The organism is Burkholderia anthina, from assembly GCF_001547525.1.
Classification (GTDB): domain Bacteria; phylum Pseudomonadota; class Gammaproteobacteria; order Burkholderiales; family Burkholderiaceae; genus Burkholderia; species Burkholderia semiarida.
Map to the genome: position 1 here is coordinate 377,632 of NZ_CM003768.1, position 21,627 is coordinate 399,258.

22 protein-coding genes are annotated in these 21,627 nt (G+C 67.3%); 9 read left to right on the forward strand and 13 right to left on the reverse strand.

Translation table 11 applies throughout. The annotated features are described in order from the left end of the window. Positions 1-96 precede the first annotated feature (96 nt). The 3 genes from WS64_RS01805 to WS64_RS01815 form a co-directional block, all read right to left on the reverse strand. Positions 97-1,716, reverse strand: coding sequence for an FMN-binding glutamate synthase family protein (locus WS64_RS01805; RefSeq protein ID WP_059581124.1), 1,620 nt, complete (start codon positions 1,714-1,716; stop codon positions 97-99). Positions 1,717-1,836: 120 nt separating this feature from the next. Then, the gene (gene mnmA / locus WS64_RS01810) at positions 1,837-3,042 is read right to left on the reverse strand and encodes a tRNA 2-thiouridine(34) synthase MnmA (RefSeq protein WP_060965585.1); all 1,206 of its coding nucleotides are present in this window, start codon (positions 3,040-3,042) and stop codon (positions 1,837-1,839) included. Continuing rightward, on the reverse strand, positions 3,039-3,548 hold the full coding sequence (locus tag WS64_RS01815; RefSeq protein WP_059501004.1) for an NUDIX hydrolase: 510 nt from the start codon (positions 3,546-3,548) through the stop codon (positions 3,039-3,041). Before WS64_RS01815 ends, mnmA begins: the two co-directional genes overlap by 4 nt. A 282-nt stretch (positions 3,549-3,830) precedes the next feature. On the opposite strand from WS64_RS01815, the gene WS64_RS01820 reads away from it, so the two are divergent. Genes WS64_RS01820 through WS64_RS01830 form a run of 3 tightly spaced genes read left to right on the forward strand, consistent with a single transcriptional unit; the run spans position 3,831 to position 6,759 of the window. After that, the gene (locus WS64_RS01820) at positions 3,831-4,970 is read left to right on the forward strand and encodes a Re/Si-specific NAD(P)(+) transhydrogenase subunit alpha (RefSeq protein ID WP_059638152.1); all 1,140 of its coding nucleotides are present in this window, start codon (positions 3,831-3,833) and stop codon (positions 4,968-4,970) included. 11 nt (positions 4,971-4,981) lie between these two features. Then, positions 4,982-5,308 carry an NAD(P) transhydrogenase subunit alpha part 2 gene (locus tag WS64_RS01825; protein ID WP_006476884.1) on the forward strand — a complete coding sequence of 109 codons (327 nt, stop codon included), beginning with the start codon at positions 4,982-4,984 and terminating at the stop codon, positions 5,306-5,308. Continuing rightward, entirely contained in the window at positions 5,305-6,759 is a 1,455-nt protein-coding gene (locus tag WS64_RS01830; protein ID WP_059581136.1) for an NAD(P)(+) transhydrogenase (Re/Si-specific) subunit beta, read from the forward strand. The genes WS64_RS01825 and WS64_RS01830 overlap by 4 nt, the downstream gene beginning before the upstream one ends. Positions 6,760-6,862: 103 nt before the next feature. Here the strand turns inward: WS64_RS01830 and WS64_RS34805 are convergent, their stop codons facing one another. The 9 genes from WS64_RS34805 to WS64_RS01875 form a co-directional block, all read right to left on the reverse strand. Next, positions 6,863-7,135, reverse strand: a complete 273-nt coding sequence (locus tag WS64_RS34805) for a T6SS amidase immunity protein Tai4 family protein (RefSeq protein WP_060965586.1) — start codon at positions 7,133-7,135, stop codon at positions 6,863-6,865. 531 nt (positions 7,136-7,666) lie between these two features. Further along, a complete protein-coding gene (locus WS64_RS01840; protein ID WP_059581139.1) occupies positions 7,667-8,353 on the reverse strand; it encodes a helix-turn-helix transcriptional regulator in 687 nt (228 codons plus the stop codon). Between the two features lie 73 nt (positions 8,354-8,426). After that, positions 8,427-8,831, reverse strand: a complete 405-nt coding sequence (locus WS64_RS01845) for a VOC family protein (RefSeq protein WP_059581142.1) — start codon at positions 8,829-8,831, stop codon at positions 8,427-8,429. A 318-nt stretch (positions 8,832-9,149) separates the two neighbouring features. Continuing rightward, positions 9,150-10,451, reverse strand: coding sequence for a THUMP domain-containing class I SAM-dependent RNA methyltransferase (locus tag WS64_RS01850; RefSeq protein ID WP_059581144.1), 1,302 nt, complete (start codon positions 10,449-10,451; stop codon positions 9,150-9,152). A gap of 157 nt (positions 10,452-10,608) precedes the next feature. Then, positions 10,609-12,723, reverse strand: a complete 2,115-nt coding sequence (locus WS64_RS01855; RefSeq protein WP_060965587.1) for a site-specific recombinase — start codon at positions 12,721-12,723, stop codon at positions 10,609-10,611. Between the two features lie 477 nt (positions 12,724-13,200). Continuing rightward, positions 13,201-13,923: a PqiC family protein gene (locus WS64_RS01860; protein ID WP_060965588.1), complete on the reverse strand. Its 723-nt coding sequence runs from the start codon at positions 13,921-13,923 to the stop codon at positions 13,201-13,203. After that, positions 13,920-15,539: a PqiB family protein gene (locus WS64_RS01865; protein ID WP_060965589.1), complete on the reverse strand. Its 1,620-nt coding sequence runs from the start codon at positions 15,537-15,539 to the stop codon at positions 13,920-13,922. Before WS64_RS01865 ends, WS64_RS01860 begins: the two co-directional genes overlap by 4 nt. Next, complete coding sequence (locus WS64_RS01870; protein WP_060965590.1) at positions 15,532-16,167, reverse strand: paraquat-inducible protein A; 636 nt, start codon at positions 16,165-16,167, stop codon at positions 15,532-15,534. Before WS64_RS01870 ends, WS64_RS01865 begins: the two co-directional genes overlap by 8 nt. Then, positions 16,164-16,829 (reverse strand): paraquat-inducible protein A, encoded by a 666-nt coding sequence (locus WS64_RS01875; RefSeq protein ID WP_059581157.1) that lies wholly within the window; start codon positions 16,827-16,829, stop codon positions 16,164-16,166. Before WS64_RS01875 ends, WS64_RS01870 begins: the two co-directional genes overlap by 4 nt. A gap of 257 nt (positions 16,830-17,086) precedes the next feature. Here WS64_RS01875 and WS64_RS01880 point away from each other — a divergent pair, with 257 nt between their 5' ends. The 5 genes from WS64_RS01880 to WS64_RS35055 all read left to right on the forward strand — a co-directional run bounded on the left by WS64_RS01880 (position 17,087) and on the right by WS64_RS35055 (position 20,945). After that, on the forward strand, positions 17,087-17,647 hold the full coding sequence (locus WS64_RS01880; protein ID WP_060965591.1) for a cytochrome b: 561 nt from the start codon (positions 17,087-17,089) through the stop codon (positions 17,645-17,647). A gap of 8 nt (positions 17,648-17,655) precedes the next feature. Then, complete coding sequence (locus WS64_RS01885) at positions 17,656-18,216, forward strand: YceI family protein (protein WP_060966873.1); 561 nt, start codon at positions 17,656-17,658, stop codon at positions 18,214-18,216. 65 nt (positions 18,217-18,281) lie between these two features. Further along, the gene (locus WS64_RS01890) at positions 18,282-18,863 is read left to right on the forward strand and encodes a YceI family protein (protein ID WP_060965592.1); all 582 of its coding nucleotides are present in this window, start codon (positions 18,282-18,284) and stop codon (positions 18,861-18,863) included. Between the two features lie 200 nt (positions 18,864-19,063). Beyond that, complete coding sequence (locus tag WS64_RS01895) at positions 19,064-20,341, forward strand: MFS transporter (RefSeq protein WP_060312674.1); 1,278 nt, start codon at positions 19,064-19,066, stop codon at positions 20,339-20,341. Positions 20,342-20,561: 220 nt separating this feature from the next. After that, positions 20,562-20,945, forward strand: a complete 384-nt coding sequence (locus tag WS64_RS35055) for a hypothetical protein (RefSeq protein WP_081103763.1) — start codon at positions 20,562-20,564, stop codon at positions 20,943-20,945. 14 nt (positions 20,946-20,959) lie between these two features. Here WS64_RS35055 and WS64_RS01900 read toward each other — a convergent pair whose 3' ends face one another. Then, positions 20,960-21,202 (reverse strand): hypothetical protein, encoded by a 243-nt coding sequence (locus tag WS64_RS01900; RefSeq protein WP_060965593.1) that lies wholly within the window; start codon positions 21,200-21,202, stop codon positions 20,960-20,962. A 56-nt stretch (positions 21,203-21,258) separates the two neighbouring features. On the opposite strand from WS64_RS01900, the gene WS64_RS34105 reads away from it, so the two are divergent. After that, a complete protein-coding gene (locus WS64_RS34105; RefSeq protein WP_155720379.1) occupies positions 21,259-21,510 on the forward strand; it encodes a hypothetical protein in 252 nt (83 codons plus the stop codon). Positions 21,511-21,627 lie beyond the last annotated feature (117 nt).

The following is a 21,627-nucleotide window of genomic DNA, read 5'->3' on the forward strand; positions in this document are numbered from 1 at the left end:
CATTCGCCAGACGAAAGAAAAGCAAAAGCGCCCCGCGGGGCGCTTTTGCTTTTGCGGCGCGGGCCGGCCGCCGTCGTAACGGGGCTGCCGTGCGCTTTACTCGATCGACGCGTACACGGCTTCGCCGAGCGTGAACGAATCGCTGCGCGCGATCGGCCACCACTTGTCGTACAGCGAGAAGCCGCAGGTCTGGCCGTCGAGCAGCGCACCGGGTTTCAGATATTTCAGCAGTTGCGACATCAGCCGCACTTCGTGCGGCGCGACCCGCTGCACGATGTGATGCGCGCGCAGCTCGGACGGATGCGCGAGGCCGGCCGCCTGCACGAGTTCCTGCAGCGCATGCAGCGTATTGCGGTGGAAGTTGTATACGCGCTCGGCCTTGTCGGGCACGACGAGCGCGCGCTGGCGCACCGGGTCCTGCGTCGCGACGCCGGTCGGGCAGCGGTCGGTGTGGCAGTGCTGCGCCTGGATGCAGCCGACCGCGAACATGAAGCCGCGCGCCGAGTTCACCCAGTCCGCGCCGATCGCGAGCGTGCGCGCGATGTCGAACGCGGTGATGATCTTGCCGCTCGCGCCGATCTTCACGCGGTCGCGCACGCCGATCCCGACGAGCGTGTTGTGCACGAGCAGCAGCCCTTCCTGCAGCGGCACGCCGACGTGGTCGGTGAATTCGAGCGGCGCCGCGCCCGTGCCGCCTTCCGCGCCGTCGACGACGATGAAGTCGGGCACGATGCCCGTCTCGAGCATCGCTTTCGCGATCCCGAAGAACTCCCACGGATGGCCGATGCACAGCTTGAAGCCGGTCGGCTTGCCGCCGGACAGCGTGCGCAGCCGTTCGACGAATTCGAGCAGCCCGCGCGGCGTCGAGAATTCCGAGTGCGTCGCGGGCGAGATGCAGTCCTTGCCCATCGGCACGCCGCGCGTCTCCGCGATTTCCGGCGTGATCTTCGCGGCCGGCAGCACGCCGCCGTGGCCGGGCTTCGCGCCTTGCGACAGCTTCACCTCGATCATCTTGACCTGCGGATCGGCGGCCTGCTTCGCGAACTTGTCCGGGTTGAAGGTGCCGTCGTCGTTGCGGCAGCCGAAGTAGCCGGACGCGATTTCCCAGATGATGTCGCCGCCGTTCTCGCGGTGGTACTTCGACAGCGAGCCTTCGCCGGTGTCGTGCGCGAACCCGCCTTTCTTCGCGCCGAGGTTCAGCGAGCGGATCGCGTTCGCGGACAGCGAGCCGAAGCTCATCGCCGAGATGTTGAAGATCGAAATGTCGTACGGCTGCGCGCGATTCGCGCCGACGCGGATGCGGAAATCGTGGTTCGGCAGCTTCGTCGGCGCGAGCGAATGGCTGATCCATTCGTGCGCGACGGCCTTCACGTTCAGCTCGGTGCCGTACGGGCGGTTGTCGGCAACGTTCTTCGCGCGCTGGTAGACGAGGCTGCGCTGCGCGCGCGAGAACGGTTTTTCGTCGGTGTCGTCCTCGACGAAGTACTGGCGGATTTCAGGCCGGATGAATTCGAACAGGAAGCGGAAGTGGCCCCAGAGCGGGTAGTTCCGCAGGATCGCGTGGCGGTCCTGGTTCAGGTCGTACAGGCCGAGCGCGACGAGGGCGATGGGGATGACGATCCACAGCCAGGAAAGGAGGTGGACCGACGCGAGTGCGGCTGCGGCGACGAGCAGCAGGACGGCGCACCACATCGCGAGGTAGCGTCTGGAAAGCATGGGGGACTCCGCAAGAATCTTGAGATACCGCCATGCGTACGCTGCGAAGGCGGCGCGCCGGCCGCGGCGGAATCGTGTTCCGCCGGGCGCGGCGTGCCGCAAGTCTAAACCGAATGGGTGTCAGCGTGCTTCGGCGAGCGCCGGCGCGTGGCCCGCCGCCGCAGCCTGACCGGGCTGGCCGGTCGCCGCGGATTCGATGATGCCGCCGCCCAGACAGATCTCGCCGTCGTACAGCACGGCCGACTGACCGGGCGTGACGGCCCACTGCGCGTCGTCGAACGCGAGCGAGAAGCGCGCCTCGCCTGCCGGGCCGGCTGCCGCGGCGTCGATCGCGGCCCGGCCTGTCGCGGCTCGACCTGTCGCAGCCCGACCGAATGCGCACGCCGCATCGGCCTGCCGGTAGCGCGTCTTCGCGCCGCACGCGAAGCCGTCCGCCGGCGGCTCGCCGGCGACCCAGCTCACGTTGCCGGCGACGAGCTCGCGCGACAGCAGCCACGGATGATCGTGGCCCTGCACGACGTACAGCGTGTTCGACGCGATGTCCTTCGCGGCGACGAACCACGGCTCGCCGCTGCCGCTCTTGCTGCCGCCGAGCCCGATGCCCTTGCGCTGGCCGAACGTGTAGAACGCGAGGCCGATGTGCTCGCCGACCACCTTGCCGTCGGGCGTCTTCATCGGGCCGGGCTTCGTCGGAAGATAACGGTTCAGGAAATCGCGGAACGGCCGTTCGCCGATGAAGCAGATGCCGGTCGAATCCTTCTTCTTCGCATTCGGCAACCCGATCTGCGCGGCGATCTCGCGCACCTTCGTCTTCGGGATCTCGCCGAGCGGGAACATCGTCTTCGACAGCTGCGCCTGGTTCAGCCGGTGCAGGAAGTACGACTGGTCCTTCGTGTGATCGAACGCCTTCAGCAGTTCGAAACGCCCGTCGCGTTCGCGCACGCGCGCATAGTGGCCGGTCGCGATCATTTCCGCGTCGAGCGACATCGCGTGGTCGAGGAACGCCTTGAACTTGATCTCGGCGTTGCACAGCACGTCGGGGTTCGGCGTGCGGCCGGCCGAGTATTCGCGCAGGAATTCGGCGAACACGCGATCCTTGTATTCCGCCGCGAAGTTGACGGCTTCCACGTCGATGCCGATCAGGTCGGCCACCGACACGACGTCGATCCAGTCCTGGCGCGTCGAGCAGTACTCGCCGTCGTCGTCGTCTTCCCAGTTCTTCATGAACAGGCCGACCACGTCGTAGCCCTGTTCCTTCAGCAGCCACGCGGTCACCGACGAATCGACGCCGCCCGACATGCCCACCACTACACGGCGCTTGCTCATTTGCCGACCGCCTGACGTTCGAATGCCTCGGGGCGCGGGGCGACCGAGTGCGTGTGTACGAAATCGAGCGGAATGCGCCGCCCGGCGAGATAGTCGTCGACGCAGCGCATCACCGCGGGCGAACGATGGCGCTCGCTGCAGGCGCGCAGCTCGTCGGCCGTCATCCACAGCGTGCGGACGATGCCGTCGTCGAGCACGTGGCCCGCGACCGGTTCGCCGGCCGTGCCGCAGAACGTGAAGCGCAGGTAGGTCGCGCCGGCGCTGCCGGGGCGGTCGTAGTGCGCGAGATAGACGCCGACGAGCGCGTCGGGCGTGAACGGGTGCGCGGTTTCCTCCAGCGTTTCGCGGATCACCGCGTCGGCCAGCGTTTCGCCGGCTTCGAGGTGACCGGCCGGCTGGTTGATGCGCAGGCCCGTCGAGGTTTCTTCCTCGATCACGAGAAAGCGGCCGGCGCGCTCGACGAGCGCGGCGACCGTCACATGCGGGGTCCAGATTTCGGGTTTCATGGTTCGGCATTTTACCGGTTGCGCCCGAACGCTGCCGGCCGTTCCGTTAGACGAATCCGACCCTTTCGGATTCGTCGGCCCCGGCGGGACATGGCGGCGCGGATCAAACCGACGTCGCATTCGAGCACGATCGTGCGGAAAGTGCTGGCGGGGCCATCGCTTTCGGTTAAAGTGCAGCGTGAACGCCGTTGCTCGTGAGCCGGTAAGTCAGCCTGTCCGGCTCGTTGCGCAGTAAAAAGATCGCAAGAAAAGAAATACTGACAATGACTGGAGGAACTGACGATGCATATTGGAGTGCCTGCTGAAACGCGGGCCAACGAGGCGCGTGTGGCCGCGACGCCGGAAACCGTGAAGAAATACGCGGCGGCCGGCCATCGGGTCAGTATCGCGAAAGGGGCCGGCACCGCGGCCAGCTATCCCGACGAAGCCTATGCGGCCGCCGGCGCCGAATTGACCGACCAGTCGGCCGCTTTCGACGCCGACATCGTGCTGAAGGTCCAGGCGCCCACCGACGCCGAACTGCCGTCGCTCAAGCGCGGCACCGTGCTGGTCGGCATGCTCGAGCCGTTCAATGGCGAGCAGGCGGCGAAACTCGCCGCGGCCGGCGTGACCGGCTTCGCGCTCGAGGCCGCGCCGCGCACGACGCGCGCGCAGAGTCTCGACGTGCTGTCGTCGCAGGCGAACATCGCCGGCTACAAGGCCGTGCTGGTGGCCGCGTCGCTGTATCCGCGCTTCATGCCGATGCTGATGACGGCCGCGGGCACCGTGAAGGCGGCGCGCGTGCTGATTCTCGGCGCGGGCGTCGCGGGCCTGCAGGCGATCGCGACCGCGAAGCGGCTGGGCGCCGTGATCGAGGCGTCCGACGTGCGGCCGGCCGTGAAGGAGCAGATCGAGTCGCTCGGCGCGAAATTCCTCGACGTCCCGTTCGAAACCGACGAAGAGCGCGAAGCCGCGCAGGGTGTCGGCGGCTATGCGCGCCCGATGCCGCCGTCGTGGCTCGGCCGCCAGGCCGCGCTCGTGCACGAGCGCGCGAAGCAGGCCGACATCGTGATCACCACCGCGCTGATTCCGGGGCGCCCGGCGCCGACGTTGATCTCGGTGGAGACCGTGCAGTCGATGAAGCCCGGCGCGGTGCTCGTCGATCTCGCGGCCGGCCGCGGCCCGGAATTCGACGGCCGCAAGGGCGGCAACTGCCCGCTGACCGTCGCCGACCAGGTGATCGTGCACAACGGCGTGACGATCGCCGGCTACACGAACCTCGCGTCGATGGTCGCGTCGGACGCGTCGGCGCTGTACGCGCGCAACCTGCTCGATTTCATGAAGCTGATCGTCACGAAGGAAGGCACGCTGAACATCGACCTGACCGACGACATCGTCGCCGCGACGCTGCTGTGCCGCGACGGTGAAGTCACGCGCAAATAACGGAGGAGACCATGGAAGTCATCAATCACACGGTGATCAACGTGATCATCTTCGTGCTGGCGGTGTACGTCGGCTACCACGTCGTCTGGAACGTCACGCCGGCGCTGCATACGCCGCTGATGGCCGTGACCAACGCGATCTCGGCGATCGTGATCGTCGGCGCGATGCTCGCGGCGGCGCTCACCGTCGGCGCGACCGGCAAGTTCTTCGGCACGCTCGCGGTCGCGCTCGCGGCCGTCAACGTGTTCGGCGGCTTCCTCGTGACGAGGCGCATGCTCGAGATGTTCCGCAAGAAGGAGCCCAAGCGTGTCGAGGGCGGCAAGGAGGGCGCGCGATGAGCATGAACGTCGTTACGCTGCTGTACCTCGTCGCGTCGGTGTGCTTCATCCAGGCGCTGAAGGGCCTGTCGAACCCGAAGAGCGCGCGGCGCGGCAACCTGTTCGGGATGGTCGGGATGGCCATCGCGATCCTCACGACGATCGCGCTGATCGTCAAGCAGGCCGCGTGGCTCGGCGCGAACCTGCCGCTCGGCCTCGCGCTCGTGCTCGGCGCGCTGATCGTCGGCGGCGGCGTCGGGGCATTCGTCGCCGCGCGCGTCGAGATGACGAAGATGCCGGAACTCGTCGCGGCGATGCACTCGCTGATCGGTCTCGCGGCCGTGTGCATCGCGTATGCGGTGGTGTCGGAGCCGGAAGCGTTCGGGCTCGTGCCGCAGGACGCGGTGTCGTCGAGCTTCATCCCGTACGGCAACCGCGTCGAGCTGTTCATCGGCACGTTCGTCGGCGCGATCACGTTCTCCGGTTCGGTGATCGCGTTCGGCAAGCTGTCGGGCAAGTACAAGTTCCGACTGTTCCAGGGCGCGCCGGTCGTGTACGCGGGCCAGCACCTGATCAACCTGATGCTCGCGATCGCGATGCTCGGCTTCGGTATCCTGTTCTTCATCACGCAGGCGTGGCTGCCGTTCATCATCATGACGGCGATCGCGTTCGTGCTCGGCGTGCTGATCATCATCCCGATCGGCGGCGCGGACATGCCGGTGGTCGTGTCGATGCTGAACTCGTACTCGGGCTGGGCCGCGGCCGGCATCGGCTTCTCGCTGAACAACGCGATGCTGATCATCGCCGGTTCGCTGGTCGGCTCGTCGGGTGCGATCCTGTCGTACATCATGTGCCATGCGATGAACCGCTCGTTCTTCAACGTGATCCTCGGCGGGTTCGGCGGCGAAGCGGCGGCCGGCGGCGCGGGGGGCGCGCAGGAGCAGCGGCCGGTGAAGTCGGGTTCGGCCGACGACGCGGCGTTCATGCTCGGCAACGCGGAATCGGTCGTGATCGTGCCGGGTTACGGGCTCGCCGTCGCCCGTGCACAGCACGCGCTGAAGGAGCTGACCGACAAGCTGGTCGAGAAGGGCATCGACGTGAAGTATGCGATCCACCCGGTCGCCGGGCGGATGCCGGGGCACATGAACGTGCTGCTCGCGGAAGCGGAAGTGCCGTACGAGATCGTGCACGAGATGGAGGACATCAACGGCGAATTCGGCCAGGTGGACGTGGTGCTCGTGCTCGGCGCGAACGACGTCGTGAACCCGGCCGCGAAGAACGATCCGAAATCGCCGATTGCGGGGATGCCGATCATCGAGGCGTACAAGGCGCGCACGGTGATCGTCAACAAGCGCTCGATGGCGGCCGGCTATGCGGGCCTCGACAACGACCTGTTCTACATGGACAAGACGATGATGGTGTTCGGCGATGCGAAGAAGGTCATCGAGGACATGGTGAAGGCCGTCGAGTGACGACGAGGCGGCGCGCCGGCGGCGTTCATGACGGAGCGAATGCGGTCGCGCGCATGCCATGACATGTGCAATGCAGGGGGCGCACGTATCGCGCCCCGCCGCGCTAGCGCGCTTTTGTCAGCCGATCGGAAAGCGCGTCGAGTTCCCGACTGTGGAAGAGGTCGATGCACTTCATCGTATTGAACGACGCTGGAATCGATCCGCTGTATTGTCGTTTGACGTACCGTTGCGTGAGCGCGCGGAGCGCGTCGCAGGCCTCGATCGGCTGATCGCCGAATTCCAGATAGGCGCTTGCGGTGGCATTGGCGTCGTCACGATCGCGGGTATCGTGCGCGATCCCGGCCAGGCAAACGCCGAGTGCCCAGTTCTTCAGCAACGTTTTTTGCGAATACCGTTCGACAGCATGGCGAGCATCGGGGGCCGCGACCGTGGCTTGGGGTGCCGCCGTGACGGAGCCGATTGCGAGAGCGCGAGCAGCGGGTCTTTCAGCGCAATACCCATATCGATGCGGTTTCCGGAATCCGTGTCCCGACTTCATCGACCGAAACTTTGACTCTCATGAAGGCGTGCCATGCACTGGAGAATGGCGGCCTCGACATGTTGTTAATCCAATCGGAATTGACTGAGAGGCGCGAGCCGATTCCTTAAATCCTCAGGATCATGGGCGGATCGTGCCGTGAAAAAATCGACAAGCAAGCTCGATTGTGCGCAGTGTGCTGACTATCCAGAAAATGGACGTGTATGAAAAATCTCGCCGGCTTTGTTTATTTTGCGACGAACGGTTCCGTCCGACCGCTTCGTTCCAAGAAGCGGTCGGTACGGAAATTCGAATGAAAACGAGAGAGATTCGAAAGTGACGGCGCCGATTTTCCCGGCGCCGTTTTCCATCCCGCGACGGCCCGATGCGTCACTTCATCGGCGCTTCCGCGATCCGCATGTAGTCGGCGATCCGCCGGCCTTCCATGTCCGGAAACTGCTCGTGCACGGTGATATCGCCCATCCGCGCGATGTCGAAGGTGCGGAAATCGCCGCGCAGCTCGCACCACGCGCCGATCGTCCAGCGCCCGCCCCAGTAGACGAGCCCGAGCGGCCATACGCGGCGCTGCGAATGCGCGCCGAGCCGGTCGCGATAGGCGAAGCTGACGATGTGGCGCGTGTCGATCGCCTGGTGGATCGCGTCGACCTTCGCGCAAAACGTCTCGTCGATGTGGAACGACGGCGCGAACACGGGCAGCCGATCGAGCGCCGTACGCTTGTCGGCCGGCATCGCCGACGCGATCTTCGCGAGCGCCGAGCGCGCGCCGCTCGCGAAGCGCGCACCGCCCCAGGTTTCGAGCATCCGCGCGCCGGTGGCGAGCGCCGCCAGCTCCTCGGCCGTGAACGTGAGCGGCGGCAGGCTCGCGTTGCGGTTCAGCCGGTAACCGATGCCGGCTTCGCCTTCGATCGGCACCCCTGACAGTTGCAGGTCGCGCACGTCGCGATAGACCGTGCGCGGCGACACCGACAGCCAGTCGGCCAGTTGCTGCGCGGTCGTGAGACGACGCCCGCGCAACAGCTCGGCGATCTGGAACAGACGGTCGGCACGGCGGGTCATGACGGCACCTCGATTCCTCTGGCTACGGGGACTTCGCGATGATAGCGCCGCGCCGGCCCGCTGACCGCTGCGCTCAGTGGCATTTCGGCGCGTGCAGGCCGACGCGGTTGCCTTCCGTGTCGATCAGGTAGCCGACGTAGCCGTAGTTGTTCGGCAGCTCGACGACCGAGCCCTGCACGACACCGCCCGCGCGCTTCGCGCGTTCGAGCGCGGCGACGACCGATTCGCCGGCGTTCAGGTAGACGAGCACGCCGTTCGCGCTCGGCTTCATCTGCTGCGGATCGAACACGATGCTGCCGCCCGTGCTCGACGCTTCGTGATCGAACATCGCCATCGGCACGCCGCCGATGACCTCGCGCTGCAACGTGGTTTGCAGCACGGTTTCGTAGAAGCGGATCGCACGGTCGAAATCGAGGGACGGAATGTCGAACCACGCGATCGCGCGTTCCAGGGTTGCGGTTGCAGTTGCGGACGTCATGACGAGCTCCTTGTTGTTCGGGTTGTTCTGGACGGAAACCAGCCTTGCATTGCGCCGGGATTGCAGTGTGAGCGGGGGCTCCTGACAGCGTGCTGTCAGTAGTGATGGCGGTGCTGACAAAAGGCCCCGCCGGCCGCATCGGCGGCGTGCGCCCGGGCGGCGGCGCGTACGGGCCGGGCGGGGCGGGGCGGAGCGGACGCGGCCCCGCTTGCATCGATGCCGCGCAAAGCAAAACGCCCGGCGGATGCCGGGCGTCATCGGAGTGTCAGCAGGCGGCAGCGGCCGCCGCGACGTTCGCGCGAGTTCGGCGCGTCAGGGTCAGGCGTCGCCTTCCTGCGCGGCCGGGCGCGCCTTCACGCTGCCGGCGATCAGGTCGAAGCGGAACAGCCGGCATTCGAGCGCGCCGTTGAACAGCGGCGTCTTGGCCGATTCGCGCAGCCGCAACTGGCCGGGCAGCGAACGGTCGGACGTCAGCAGGAACGCCTGCCAGCCCGTGAAGCGCTGCTTCAGCGCATCGCCGAGCGCGTTGAAGAACTCGCTGTCCGGCGCGTCGGTGTGCGTGCGGCGGAACGCGTCGTCGTTGCCGCGGTTGCGGCCGGTCTCGCGCACCTCGCCGCGCGCGCTGCGGCCGCGCACTTCGATCCGCTCGCCGTACGGCGGGTTCGCGAGAAGGATGCCCGGCCCGTCGCACGGCGGCGTCATCCCGCGCGCGTCGACCTGCTTGAGCCACACCGACGGCACGCCCGCGCGCTCGAGGTTCGCGCGTGCCTTCTCGAGCATGTCGCCGGAGATGTCGCTGCCGTACACGCCGAGCGCTTCGCCGCGCTGGGCCCGCGCCGCGCGCTTCGCGTCGAGCGCCGGGACCTTCAGCCCCTGCCACGCGGTGATGTCGTACTGCTTGAGCTTTTCGAAGCCGAACCGGCGCTCGACGCCCGGCGCCACGCCGAGCGCGATCTGCGCGGCTTCCGCGAGGAACGTGCCGCTGCCGCACATCGGGTCGTACAGCGCGGTACCGGGCTTCCAGCCCGTCAGCCGCAGGATGCCGGCCGCGAGGTTCTCGCGCAGCGGCGCCGCGCCCTTGTCGAGGCGCCAGCCGCGCTTGAAGAGCGGCTCGCCCGACGTGTCGAGGTACAGCGTGCATTCGCCCGCGGTGAGGAACGCGAACACGCGCACGTCCGGCGCACCGGTGTCGATGCTCGGGCGCGAGCCGGTTTTCTCGCGCATCCGGTCGCAGATCGCGTCCTTCACGCGCAGTGTCGTGAATTCGAGGCTTTTCAGCGGCGACTTGATCGCGGTGATGTCGATGCGCAGCGTCTGCGTCGACGCGAACCAGCGTTCCCACGGCTGCTCGAGCGCTAGCGCGTAGACGTCCTGTTCGTTGCGGTACGGGCCGTGCGCGATCTTCAGCAGGATCCGGCTCGCGATCCGCGAATGGAGGTTGGCGGCCATGCCGGCGGCCCAGCCGCCGCTGAAATGGACGCCGCCCGGCACCTGCGCGCCCGCGGTGAACGGCGCGCCGTTCAGGTGGCGGCCGGCGATTTCGGCCAGCTCGGCGGCAAGCGCCGCTTCGAGGCCGCGCGGGCAGGGGGCGAAGAATTCGAACAGGGTGGGCGAGGACATAAGGCGGGTGAGGACGTGCAAAAGTCCACTATTGTACGCGGCGCGGGCGACCGGGGCCGGCGTTTCGGCGCGGCGGCGCCGGCGCAACCGGCGTTCGCGCGCGCCGGCAGGGGCGGCGAGGCGGGGGCGCGGCCGGGCGCCGCCGCCTCGCCGCCGGTCAGTGCGCGCCCGGCTGGCCGACGCGCGTGCTCGGATTGCCGGCCGGCCAGAACAGCGCCTGCGGATTCGACAGCACCGTGCGGACGATCGCCGCGACGAGCGCGCGCACCTTGGTCGGGCGCAGGCTGCGCGAGCGCACGGCCATCGTGAACGCGAGCGCGAAGCTCACGAGCACGTTGAGGATCGCCATGCTGAGCACGCCGGCGGCGGCCCACCACAGCTCGGGCGTGCCGAGCGCACCCTTGCCCAGTACGCCGAGCGCGACCCCGATCGAGCCGGCCGACAGCGTCACGTGCCGCACCTCGAACGGGAACATGAACACGGTGACGATCGCCGGGACGAGGCCGAGCATCAGGCCCAGGCCGACGTTCGCGACCACGCCGGCGACGTTCGACCGGCAGAAGTGCGCGAGCTTCGCGGCGCCGGCCGCGCCGAGCGTGAGGCGCAGCCGGCGGTTGTACGTGAGCGCGTCGCCGACCCGGTGCAACACGAACCAGTTGTCGGCCCAGCCCGCGAGCAGGCTCGACGCCCACAGCAGCACGCCCGTCAGCGCCGCGTAGAACGGCGTCGGGCCCAGCAGCGAGAACGAATGCAGCGTCGCGTGCGCCTTCTCCGGCGAAATCACGTTCGTGTGCAGCACGTTGGCCGCGAACAGCTGCACGAGCAGGCACACGGGCAGCACGACGAGCACGTTGCCGGAAATCGCGGCCGCCTGCGTGCGGATCAGCGCGATCACCGACGCGACGAACGCCTTCACGCCGTCGTCGTGGCCGGTGTCGTCGAGCTCGCGCGCGAGCGTCGGCGCGGTCATCGCGGGCTGCTTGGTCGCGAGCGTGAAGTGCAGGAAGTGCATCAGCATGAAGCTGGCCGCGTAGTTGATGCCGGCGAGCAGCCCTTCGAGCATCGACTGCAGGTGCGCGCCCGTGATCGCGAACTTCACGCACACCGTCGCGACGGTGACGAGGCCGCCGCCCGCGGCCATCCGCAGCATCTTCAGGTACTCGGCGCGGCCGCGCGAGATGTAGTGTTCGCCGGTGTCCGCGTTGGTCTCGACGAGCTTGCGCGCGAACAGCGAGAAGTTGCTGCGCACGAGGTGCGCGACGCTCTGGCTGTTCTGGTTCGCGTCGACGAGCTCCGCCGTCAGGTGCGCCATTCCGTGCAGGTCGTCGCGCGCCATCCACGCGTTGAGCAGCGTTTCCGCGCGCAGGATGCGCATGCGCATCCGCTCGACCTGGAACACGATGTCGACCGACACGCCGTTGCGGTACAGGTGCGCGAACACGTCGTCGACGGCGATCCGGCATTCGTCGAGCAGCACGCGCAGGTAGTTGACCTCGTGCAGCAGCTTGCTCGGGTCGCCGCCGTCCTCGACGGCCGCATGCGCGGTCTCGACCGCGAGCATCGCGCGCGTGAGGCGGTAGAACGGCTGCGATTCGAGCGGCTTGCGCGCATCGTCGTCGGACAGCCGGCTGCGCACCGTCTGCGACAGGCCGGTCGAGCTGATCTGGCAGGTCAGGTTGTGCAGCGCGGCCAGCAAGTCGCGCGAGAACGAGCCGGGCTCGTGGCGCTCCTCGTCGGTGACGTCGAACGACAGCAGCTCGGCGAGGCGCGCGAGCAGGTCGTCGGGCAGCGCGTCGATCCATTTCGCGTCCTCGGGCGCCGGGAACATCAGCGTGAACAGCGCCGACAGCTCGCGGCGGTTCGGCGCGGGCGGGATCAGCGACGAGTCGATCCGCTCGAACAGCGCGCCGAAGAAGCCCGAATGCACGGGCATGCCGGCGTCGCACAGCAGCGAGATGCCGTCGCACTCGCGCAGGATGCCGCGCAGGATGCGCGCGGCGTGCGCTTTCCACGCGGGGTTGCGATCGAGCACATGGAACAGGTAGCGCAGCCGCGCATGGGCCGGATACGCGCGCGTGTCGGCGTCGCGCGCGGCCGGCGCGTCCTGCACCGTGCCGTTGCGGCGCAGCCAGTGCGCGAGCTCGATCAGCCATTCGCTGCGCTCGGCGTACGACGCGTCGGCGTCGGCGTGCGCGAGCAGCGCATCGAGCTGGTGACCGGCATTGCGCGACGCGCGCCACTTCTTGATCAGGGTCGTCAGGGAACGAAACATAAACGGAATAGCGAAAGCCCGGGACGGGCGGGTTCGGGATGCCGGCCGGGAAAACGGCGCGGCGCCGGGAGAACGGGTGAGACGCGCCGGCGCCGAATGCGGCACGGCGGCCCGTGATGCGGCTGCCCCGCCGCGGTGCACGCGGTTCGCGTGCGGGCGCCGGGCGGTACGACGGTTGGGCCAAACGCGGCCCGGCGTCGCTGGCCGATGCGCGCGACGAGCGACGCGAGCCCGAAAGTGCGTAGGATCGTCAATCGGGCCGGAAAACGCAAGCCGACCGCGTTGCATGGCGCGGGTTCCGGGGGCTTTGACAAAGAATGTCAACGGCCGTTTCGGCCGATGGGACGCAGGCGCGAGGCGGGCTGCGGCGTGCTGCCGGTGTCCGGCGCGTGCGACCGGACGCGCCGCGCCGGGCGACACCGCGCACGCGAACGCCGCGCCGTGTCGAACGTTCGCGCCCGTGCCGCCTGCGTTCGCTTATGCGCCCGACTTGCCCGTCGCGCCGGCGTCGCCGCCGGGCGTCGGGTTGGCCGGACACGGCACGACCGGCGCGGCGGCCGTCTTGCCGCCAGCAGCCGGCGCGGCCGCCGCGCCGCCGCGAGCGGCCATCGCGCGCACGCCGGCCGCGGCCTGCGTCGCAATCACGTCGAGCGCGCGCCGGTGGCCGGCGACGAGCGCGTCGTAGCCGTCGGCGACGGGTTCCGCGACGCTCGTGCGGCAGGTCATCACGGCCTGCGTGGCGAGCGAGCGCACGCTCCACACGGCGTCGAGCGCGGCGCGCTTGCCCGGCCACGACTCGAAGCGCTGCACGTTCACGCTGATCCGGTACACGGGCACGCCGGCCGGATAGGCGGAATTCGCGACGTCGATCGTGCCGAGCTGCGCGGCGAGATCGTCCGACAGCGCGCGGCGGATCTCGTCGGCGGGCGGCGACGCCCAGCGTTCCTGCTCGAGCACGTCGACCTGCGCGGCGTTCTTCTGCACGACCAGCTGGTTCTTCGCGACCTGCTCGGGCACGCCGACCGACGGCACCTCGATCAGGAACGCCGGGTTGGCCGGCGCGGTGCGCAGCGGCGCTGCGGCGTCGGCCGGGCTGAGCGTGTAGAACCGCGCGGGCGGCGAGCTGCACGCGGCGAGCGCGAGTGCGGCGAGTGCTGCCGCCGCGCCGCTCGCGAAACCGTTCACGCGTGTCGTCGTCATGGTTGATCTCCTGGCTTGCCCTTGAGCAGCGATTCGGGGTGACGCTCGAGATAATCGGCGAGCGCATTCAGCGATTGCAGCGTGCGCGTGAGCTCCTTCAGCGCGCCGCGCACGTCGGACTGCAGCGGCGAATCCTGCTGCAGCGTCGCCTCGGCGGTCGAGAAGGTCTGCTTCGCGGCCGACAGCGTGTCGCGCGCTTGCGGCGCGACCTGCGTGTCGAGCTGCTTGAACAGCTTGTCGGCGTTCGCGAGCGCGCTGTTCAGGTTTGCGCCGATCTGGTCGAACGGCACCTTGTCGAGCTTCTTCGCGATGTCGGCGACCTGCAGCTGCAGCTCGTCGAGCGTATTGGGCACGGTCGGCAGCTCGAGCGGCTGGTGGGCCGTGTCGATCTTCGCGGCCGGCGCCTTCGGGAAGAAGTCGAGCGCGACGTACAGCTGGCTCGTCAGCAGGTTGCCGGTGCGCAGCTGGCCGCGCAGCCCGTGCTGGACGAGCCGCTCGACGATCTCGCGGCGCGCCGGTTCGCCCTTGCTCTCGATCGTCTCGCGGAAGCGGCGGCCGAGGCGTTCCGGATACACGTTCATCGTCACCGGCATCAGGAAGTTCTTCGTCTTCGGATCGAAGTCGATGCCGATGTTCGTCACCTCGCCGAGCACGATGCCGCGGAAGTCGACCGGCGCGCCGACGGCGAGCCCGCGCAGCGACTGGTTGAAGTTCATCACGACCTGCAGCGGCTGGCCGTCCGGGTCGCGCATTGCGTCGCCTTCGTCGGAGCCGAGACGGAACGTCGTGTTGTTCGGCGCGGTCGTGCCGGTGCCCTGGTTCGGCGGCGTCTGGAACGCGATGCCGCCGAGGATCACCGTCGCGAGCGACTGCGTGTTCAGCTTCAGGCCGCTCGAATCGAGCCGCAAGTCGACGCCGCTCGCCTGCCACCACCGCGTGTTCATCCCGATGTACTGGTCGTACGGCGCATTGACGAACACGTTGAACGTGACGCCCGTGCCGTCCTTGTCGAGCGAGAAGCCGACCACCTGGCCGACCTGCACGCGGCGGTAGTAGACCGGCGAGCCGATGTCGACCGAGCCGAGCGAATCGCCGCGCAGCACGTACTGCGTGCCTTTCTGGTCGCCCGTGACGGCGGGCGGCGTCTCGAGGCCCGTGAAGTCGGTCAGCGTGTCCTGGCCGTGGCCGGCGTCGACGCCGATGTATGCGCCGGACAGCAGCGTGCCGAGCCCCGACACGCCGGTCGCGCCGACGCGCGGCCGCACGATCCAGAAGCGCGAGCCCTTGACCGCGAAGTCCTCGGCTTCCTTCTTGAGCTGCACCTGGACCAGCACGCGCGACAGGTCCTTCGACAGCTTGATCGTCTTGACCATGCCGATCTCGACGTCCTTGTACTTGACCTGGGTCTTGCCCGGCTCGAGCCCTTCGGCGCTGTGGAAGCTGATCGTGATTTCCGGGCCGCGCTCGCGCACGGACTTGATCACGAGGCCGATGCCGATCAGCGCGGCGATCAGCGGCACGAGCCAGACGAGCGACGGCAGCCAGCCGCTTTTCGTCGAGATCGCCGGATCGGGCGGCCGGGGCGCGTCTTGCTGCGGGCCTTGTGGATTATTCATGGTGATTCCCTGAGGTTTCGACTGGATCCCAGATCAGGCGGGGATCGAACTGCATCGACGCGAGCATCGTCAGGATCACGACCGAGCCGAACGCGAGCGCGCCGGGGCCGGCCGTGATGACGGCGAGCGAACGGAAATGGACGAGCGCGACGGTCAGCGTCACGACGAAGATGTCGAGCATCGACCAGCGGCCGATGCGCTCGACGATCCGGTACAGGCGCGTGCGCTGCAGCGGCCGCCAGGCGGCGCGGCGCTGCGCGCTGGTCACGAGAATCGTCAGCACGCCGAGCTTGAGCATCGGCACCAGAATGCTGGCGACGAACACGACCACGGCGAGCGGCCAGTCGCCGGACGTCCAGAAATAGATGACGCCGCTCATGATCGTGTCCTGCTGCGAGCCGACGATCGACGACGTGCGCATGATCGGCAGCAGGTTCGCCGGAATGTACAGGATCGCGGCCGCGAGCAGCAGCGCCCACGTGCGCATGATGCTGTTCGGCGTGCGCACGTGAAGCGCGCTGCCGCAGCGCGCGCAATGCGCGTGCGGCCGGTCGATCGTCTGCACGAGCCCGCATGCGTGGCAACTGGCGTAGCCCTCGCGGGCGGCGGTCGGCGTGGCCCTCGTCATCGGCGGGGCGCGTCCGGCAGCGGCGCGGCGGCGTCGGGCCGCCCGGGCGCGCGGCCGGCGCGCAGATCGTCGGCGATGTCCCACACCGTACGCGGGTCGAACATCAGCACGACGGCGGTCATCAGCGTGAGCGCGCCGAACGCGAACAGCGCCGCGTCCGGCACGACGCGCGCGAGGCTCACCATTTTCACGATCGTGACCACGATGCCGAGCATGAACACCTCGATCATCCCCCACGGCCGCACGAGCTGGATCGTGCGCAGCACGAGGTTCAGGCCCGGCGGCACGACGCCGCGGCGGATCGGCAGCAGCACGTAGAGCAGCGCGGCCATCTCGACGAGCGGGAACAGCACGGTCGAGCAGAACACCATCACGCCGACGGCCGCCATGTCCTGATGCCACAGCGTGTCGATCGCGCCGATCAGCGTCGTCTGCACGCGGGTGCCGTTCAGGTCCATTTCCAGGATCGGGAACGCCTGCGCGATGATGAACGTGACGAGCGCCGCGACCGCGAGCGCGGTGATGCGCTCGATCTGCGTGGTGCTGTTGCGATAGAGCAGCGCGTCGCAGCGCGGACAGCGCGCGATTTCGCGACCGTGAAGACGCGGTTTATGCAACAGTGCGTCGCATTCGTGGCAGGCAATCAGGTCGTATCGTTGCATGGAAAAGGCGGTGTTGCGGCGGCTCGGGGACGCGTCGACGGGGCCGGAACCCGCGCCAATCTTACCAAAACGGCTTTTTCGATGGGTCAACGTCCGGTTGCCGGGTGACCGGGCGGTAACATGACGCAGGCATGGCAGCCGGCTGGCGCGCCTGTTCTCAGAGTCCGCGCGGGACAAAAGGTTGCGGTAGCATGGCGGCCTTGACTCGCGTCGGTCGAATTTGCCGGCGCAGCCGTTCGCTCAACTGAGGACCCACGATGGCATCGAATTCGCTGCCGGCCCGGCCGGTACGTTACTCGCAGACCGCGATCGCGCTGCACTGGCTGATCGCGCTGCTGATTATCTGCGGCTTCGCGCTCGGCTGGGTGATGACGGACATCCCCGGCTTCACGCCGACCAAGCTGAAGTACTTCTCGTGGCACAAGTGGATCGGCGTGACGGTGTTCGCGCTGGCCGTCGTGCGCGTGCTGTGGCGTGCGACCCACGTGCCGCCGCCGCTGCCGGACGACACGCCGGCGTGGCAGCGCGCGGCGTCGCACGGCGTGCACATGCTGCTGTACGTACTGATGATCGTGATCCCGGCGACGGGCTACCTGTACAGCTCGGCGTCGAACATCCCGGTCGTCTATCTCGGCATCGTGCCGCTGCCGCGCCTGATCGACCCCGATCCGGCGCTCAAGGAAACCTTCAAGACGCTGCACGTGACTTTGAATTACATTCTGCTTGCGCTCGTTTCGCTGCACGTGCTCGCGGCGCTCAAGCACCAGCTGTTGGACCGCGACGGCCTGCTGTCGCGCATGCTTCCCTTTGCCAAATGAAGGATCCCATGAAAGTGTCTTTCTCCCGCTCCATGCTGACCGCGTTCGCCGCGGCGGCGCTTGTCGCGTCGGGCGCGGCGCATGCCGATGTCGATCTCGCGAAGAGCAAGGTGTCCGCCGTGTCGAAGCAGATGAACGTGCCGACCGAAGGCGCGTTCAAGAAATTTTCCGCGCAGGTGAAGTTCGACCCGGCCAAAGCCGCGCAGGGCAGCGCGCAAATGACGATCGACGTCGCGAGCTTCGACCTCGGCGACAAGATGTACAACGACCAGGTCGCCGGCAAGGACTGGTTCGACGCGAAGACCTATCCGCAGGCGACCTTCGTGTCGTCGGCGATCGCGCCGGCCGGCGGCAACAAGTACAACGTGACCGGCAAGCTGACGATCAAGGGCAAGGCCGAGACCGTCACGGTGCCCGTCACCGTCACGCAGAGCGGCGCGACGCAGACGTTCGACGGCGTGCTGCCGATCAAGCGTTCGGCCTTCAACGTCGGCACCGGCGAGTGGAAGGACACGTCGATCGTCGCGGACGAAGTACAGATCAAGTTCCATCTCGTCGCAACGAAGTAAGCGGCTGGTTGCCGCCTCAACTGAATGCCGCGCGAGGGCGCGGCGCCGTTTCCAGGAGAAAAAGTTTGAAAAAGCATCTGATCATCGCCGCCGGCGCGCTGGCCGCTTCGCTGTCGTTCTCGGCCTTCGCCGAAAGCGCGACCTACGAGTTCGACTCGAGCCACACGTACCCGAGCTTCGAGGCCGACCATTTCGGCGGCCTGTCGGTCTGGCGCGGCAAGTTCGACAAGTCGAGCGGCACCGTGACGCTCGATCGCGCGGCGAAGACCGGCACGGTCGACGTGACGACCGACATCGCGTCGATCCACACGGGCAGCGCGAAGCTCGACGAGCACCTGCAGACGGCCGAGTTCTTCGACGTGGCGAAGTTCCCGCAGGCGAACTACAAGGGCACGATCAAGTTCGACGGCGACAAGCCGGTGTCGGTGGTCGGCAACCTGACGCTGCATGGCGTCACGAAGCCGCTCACGCTGAAGATCGATTCGTTCAAGTGCATGCCGCACCCGATGCTCAAGCGTGAAGTGTGCGGCGTCGACGCGGTCGGCGAATTCAGCCGCGACGATTTCGGCCTCGACTACGGCAAGCAGTACGGCTTCAAGATGAAGACGAAGCTGCTGATCACGGCCGAAGCCGTCAAGCAGCAGTAATACTCCCCGACGCGGCCGGCCATCGCGTCGGCCCCCCGCGGGCAAACCGCCGCGCTCCCGTTACCGGGGCGCGGCGGTTTTTTTGCGCGCCTATAATCGCCCGAACGTCGCATGTGGCCATGTGGCGCCGGGCAGGCCGACGGCGCGACGTCGGCCGCCTCGAACATCGAACAGAACGTACAACGACAAGGAGATCGCCGATGCATGCCGTCACGCAGTCCAGCTCCATGGCTTCGTCGCCGCGCGTCTGGCGCGCGGTGGTCGCCGCGTCGATCGGCAACGCGCTCGAGTGGTTCGATCTCGTCGTCTACGGCTTTTTCGCGGTGACGATCTCGAAGCTGTTCTTCCCGGCCGGCAACGACACCGTGTCGCTGCTGCTCACGCTCGGCACTTTCGGCGTGTCGTTCTTCATGCGGCCGCTCGGCGCGATCGTGCTCGGCGCATACGCCGATCGCGCGGGCCGCAAGGCCGCGCTCACGCTGTCGATCCTGCTGATGATGGCCGGTACGCTCGTGATCGCGGTGTTGCCGACTTACCAGACGATCGGCGTCGCGGCGCCGCTGATCCTCGTCGCCGCGCGGCTGATGCAGGGCTTCTCGGCGGGCGGCGAGTTCGGCAGCGCGACCGCGTTCCTCGCCGAGCATGTGCCCGGGCGGCGCGGTTTCTTCGCGAGCTGGCAGGTCGCGAGCCAGGGGCTCACGACGCTGCTCGCGGCCGGCTTCGGCACCGTGCTGAACGCGCAGCTCACGGCGGACCAGATGGCTGCGTGGGGTTGGCGCGTGCCGTTCTTCTTCGGGCTGCTGCTCGGGCCGGTCGCGTACTACATCCGCGCGAAGGTCGACGAGACGCCCGAATTCCTCGCGGCCGAAAGCACCGCGAGCCCGCTGCGCGATACGTTCGCGTCGCACAAGGCGCGGCTCGTCGCCGCGATGGGCGTGGTCGTGCTCGGCACCGTCGCGACCTATCTCGTGCTGTTCATGCCGACCTACGGCGTGAAGCAGCTCGGCCTCGCGCCGTCGGCCGCTTTTGCCGCGATTCTCGTGGTCGGCGTGATCCAGATGGCGTTCGCGCCGCTCGTCGGCCACTGGTCGGATCGCTATGGCCGCGTGCGCGTGATGATCGCGCCGGCCGTCGGCATTCTCGTGCTGATCTATCCGGCGTTCGCGTATCTGGTCGCGCATCCGGGTTTCGGCACGCTGATCGCGCTGCAGGTGCTGCTCGCGTTCCTGATGACCGGCTATTTCGCGGCGCTGCCGGGGCTGTTGTCCGAGGTGTTTCCGGTGCAGACGCGCACGACCGGGATGTCGCTCGCGTACAACGTCGCGGTGACGATCTTCGGCGGCTTCGGGCCGTTCATCATCGCGTGGCTGATCAAGACGACCGGGATGAAGACCGCGCCGAGTTTCTACCTGATGTTCGCGGCCGTGCTGAGCCTCGTGGCGCTGGTGGTGCTGCGGCGGCGGTTCGGGTTCCGGTGAGGCTTGGGTGAGGCGGCGATGTGTCCGCCGCCCTCCAAAGGGGGGGCGATTTTTTTATGTGCCGCCTTTTTCGGTTGGTGATATTTCGGAGACTGCCCTGTAGCTCGAAATGAGCCTTACAAAATTCAGTCACGTCTTATGGCGATTTTGCCCTTCGCTTTGTAGAGTCTTGCGGGATATTTCGCAAACCACTCGGGCAATTTAGCCGGAAAGGACTGATATGGCGGTTCAGGCACCACCGAAGACGGGCTTCGAGAAATGGCAGGACGGCATCGACAAGGCGGTAGGCGATACCAGATGGGATTCCCGGGATTGCGAAATCCGGATGGCAGTTGATGAGTACAGCATCTGCAAGTCGTCCCCCTACGAAATTCTGGAGAAGAAATTCGATGGCGACCAGGAGCGAATAGTCTTTCGCTTGAAGAATCGCAGTAGTCGATGCCGTTACTCTGTCGTAGAAGTTGAGCGAGCAAGCGGCTACAACTGGAACGTGAGCGGCTACCAATCTTTGGAAGGGTTTCGGAAAAGAGATTTACCGGAATGGAGTAATTCACCGTTACCAGAAAGGCAAATATTGTCGTGCTCGATGACCGGGCCGGATTGAGTTGGAAGCCGGAATCATGTAGACGGATTACCTTCCGATTCGCAGACCGGCTTCGCCGGCATCGACCATGGTTTCGCATCAACCTTCGCAATCGCGCGCCCTACCAGCGCATCGAGCGCTTGCCGGAGTTGCGAGTCGACGGTCGTGCCGAATTCACGCGGCGGCAGCGCCGCACTCGTCGACCGATCGACCTTCGCGTGCGGGAACGGGACGGGCACGAGCCGGTTCGCATCCGGCGCGCCGGGCGGTGGTTTCACTTATGCGGCAAAGCCAACTGCGCATTGAAGGCGATGCAATACAGGACAGGGCGAATATGCGCAAAATCGTATTATTAGTCGCGGCTATTACTTTTCCAATCATCTCCATAGCCGCGCCGGATACCTCGGTTCAGAGTGAGCGCGAACTGCGCGGCGAATGCTCGAACGGAGTGATTGGCGTCTCCTCATTGGGCGGAGGTGCTATAGGCAATGCACTTGAGATGCAGCGTCTGGCCTGTGTTGCAGAACTCAACAACAGACGCGCCGCGCAACTACGCGACGCGGTGTCTGACTTGCCGTTGAAATAGCGTGGCCATATCCCCATCGCGACGCGACGGCACGATACCGTAGCCCGCCACCTGTGCCGTCGCGCCGCGAGAAGAGGGCGGCGACGCCCACATGAAAAAAGGCCGGTCCAACAGGAC